We start from the raw sequence: 2,581 nt of genomic DNA on the forward strand, positions 1-2,581 counted from the left end.
TAGCCCAGCCGTCCATCCGCATGTGCCGCACGTCGCCGTTTCGAGCGCCTGCGTTCTTGGTGAAGGTGTCCTGTGGGACCATCGGACCGAAACGGTCTATTGGGTGGACATCAGGAGTCCAGCTGTCTGGCATTATCAGCCAAGGACCAAGCAGCATGGCCGAAACGATGTCGCCGAGCCCATCGGGTTCGTCGCCCTGACGGTGGACCCGGACATGGTGATTGCCGGATTCAAGTCGGGGCTCGTGCGGCTGCATTTGTGGGGCGGCGAATGTCAGCCTCTCGTGTCGCCCGAACCAAACCAGCCGAGCAACCGGATCAACGACGGCCATGTCGGACCGGACGGGTCGCTCTACTTCGGCACCATGAACGATGCGGAAAAGGGACCGACCGGTGCTTTCTGGCGATGGGACGGCCACAAGCTGACCCGTCTTCACGACGGCATCGTCGTCACCAATGGTCCGGCGACGAGCCACAACGGCGAGATCATCTACACGACGGACACCACCAACCGAATCGTCTACGCCCACGTTCTGCAAGGCGGATTGCTCGGCGAAGGACGAGAATTCGTCCGGTTCGAGGAAGGCTGGGGTTTCCCTGACGGTATGACCGTCGACTCGGAAGGTCATGTGTGGATCTGCCATTGGGGCGGCTCGCGCATCACCCGGTTCCGGCCGGACGGGACGATCGAGCGCATCGTGCCGGTGCCCACGGCGCAGGTGACCAAATGCGCCTTCGGCGGGCCCGACCTCACGACGCTCTACATCACGACGGCCGCGATCGGCCGCGATGCCACCATCGATCCCATGGCCGGACACCTGTTTTCGGTCGAGACCGGGATTCAAGGCGTGAAGTCGCACATCTTCCACGGGTAGAACCATGAGCTTCCACGGGTAGAACCATGAGCGTTGCGCATTTCGGCTCGATCGACGACGAGGACGTGCTGGAGGTGACGCTCAGAAGCGCCGCCGGCGCGGAGGCGCGGATCATCACCTGGGGCGCGGTCTTGAGGGACCTCGTCGTGCCGGCGCGGCACGGACAGCAGCGCGTCGTCCTCGGGCTCAACACGATCGAAGATTACGTTGTCTATTCGCCGTATTTCGGTGCGATCGTCGGACGGTACGCGAACCGTATCGGCAAGGCGCAATTCACGCTCGACGGCGTCACCTATCGTCTCGATGCGAACGAAGGTCGAAACCAGCTTCACGGCGGATCGAAAGGATTCGGACATCGCGTGTGGTCGCTGATCGAGCACACGCCATCGCATGCGGTGTTGTCGCTGGTCTCGGACGACGGCGACATGGGCTACCCCGGCCGGTTGATCGCGACCTGCACGTATACTCTGCTTGAACCGTCGACATTGCGGATCGAGCTCGAAGCGACGTGTGATCGGGCGACGCCGGTCAATCTCACGACGCATGGCTATTTCAATCTCGATGGAAGCTCCGACATTTCGTCCCATCATCTCATGATCGCCGCCGACTACGTCACGCCGACGCATTCCGATTTGATTCCCACCGGCGAGGTCGTCGGGGTCGAAAGCACCGGGTACGATTTTCGATCGCTGAGGCCGATCGGTGCGGCTCAACTTCTCCAGGGAAGGATCTCGTACGACATCAACTACGTCTTAAGGCGTACGGGCGAACTGTCGCATGCAGCGACCCTGCAATCGCGCAAGAGCGCCTTGTCGATGGAGCTCTGGACCACCGAACCGGGCTTGCAATTCTATGACGGCGGCCGACTTCACGTGCCTGCCGCGGGGCACGACGGCGCGACATATGGCGTGCACGGTGGTCTCTGCCTGGAACCGCAACGGTTTCCCGACGRCCCCAATAAAGCCCACTTTCCTCCCTGTATTTTGAAACCGGACGCGGTGTCACGGCAGATCAGCGAATTGCGATTCGGGTCTGTGTGAGGAACCCGGCGCTTCGTTCGCCGTTAGCTTTGCAGTAGCGTGCGTAAAAACAAGAAGGCTCGCCGAGGGAGATCAGAATGCCCGTATTGGACGCTAAGGCCTTGAAGAGGGATCCCAAGGGAGCCGCTTTTCTCCTGCGCGTCCTGTGCCGGCAACCTGTATCCGACGACAACCCGCCGAAGCTCGTGACGCGTGTCGTGAAGAAGGCTTATGTCGTGCGACGTCAATCGCATCTATCCGACGATCACGAGACGACTTGCTAAATCACGCTGCTGAATCACGCTGCCGGCGTCGTCACGAGGCCGCGCTTGGCGAGAAGCGCATCGACTGCGGGAAGCCTTCCGCGAAATTCCGTGTACGCCTCCACAGGATCGCGCAGGTTTCCGGCGCTGTAGATGAAGCGCGCGAGCTTCTCCGCTACCTGCGGATCGAAGGCGTTGCCGGTTTCCTCGAAGGCGTTGAACGCATCCGCATCGAGGACCTCCGACCATAGATAACTGTAATAGCCGGACGAGTAGCCGTCGCCTGAGAACACGTGCGCGAAATGCGGAGTGCGATGCCGCATGATGATCTCGCGCGGCATCCCGATCTTCGCGAGCGATGATTTTTCGAAACGACCGACGTCGAGATCGCCGTCCGGTGCTGCGCTGTGCAGGTCGAGATCGAC

The 2,581-nt window shown here is 61.2% G+C and carries 4 protein-coding genes; 3 read left to right on the forward strand and 1 reads right to left on the reverse strand.

Translation table 11 applies throughout. The features are described 5' to 3' along the window. From AC1DT3_RS17615 to AC1DT3_RS17625, 3 genes are all read left to right on the forward strand, one after another. On the forward strand, positions 1-874 hold an 874-nt coding region (locus tag AC1DT3_RS17615; RefSeq protein WP_477466531.1), incomplete at its 5' end, for an SMP-30/gluconolactonase/LRE family protein. A 26-nt stretch (positions 875-900) separates the two neighbouring features. After that, positions 901-1,914 (forward strand): aldose epimerase family protein, encoded by a 1,014-nt coding sequence (locus AC1DT3_RS17620; protein WP_477466532.1) that lies wholly within the window; start codon positions 901-903, stop codon positions 1,912-1,914. Between the two features lie 77 nt (positions 1,915-1,991). Next, the gene (locus AC1DT3_RS17625) at positions 1,992-2,177 is read left to right on the forward strand and encodes a hypothetical protein (protein WP_477466533.1); all 186 of its coding nucleotides are present in this window, start codon (positions 1,992-1,994) and stop codon (positions 2,175-2,177) included. Positions 2,178-2,191: 14 nt separating this feature from the next. Here AC1DT3_RS17625 and AC1DT3_RS17630 read toward each other — a convergent pair. Beyond that, positions 2,192-2,581: M3 family metallopeptidase (locus tag AC1DT3_RS17630; RefSeq protein WP_477466534.1), on the reverse strand; the 390-nt coding region annotated here is incomplete at its 5' end.

This window comes from Microvirga sp. P4_G7 (genome assembly GCF_056401005.1).

What these genes read in the sequence shown, in the direction of transcription:
- AC1DT3_RS17625 (WP_477466533.1), top strand. Translation starts at nt 1,992, where the DNA reads ATGCCCGTATTGGACGCTAAGGCCTTGAAGAGGGATCCCAAGGGAGCC.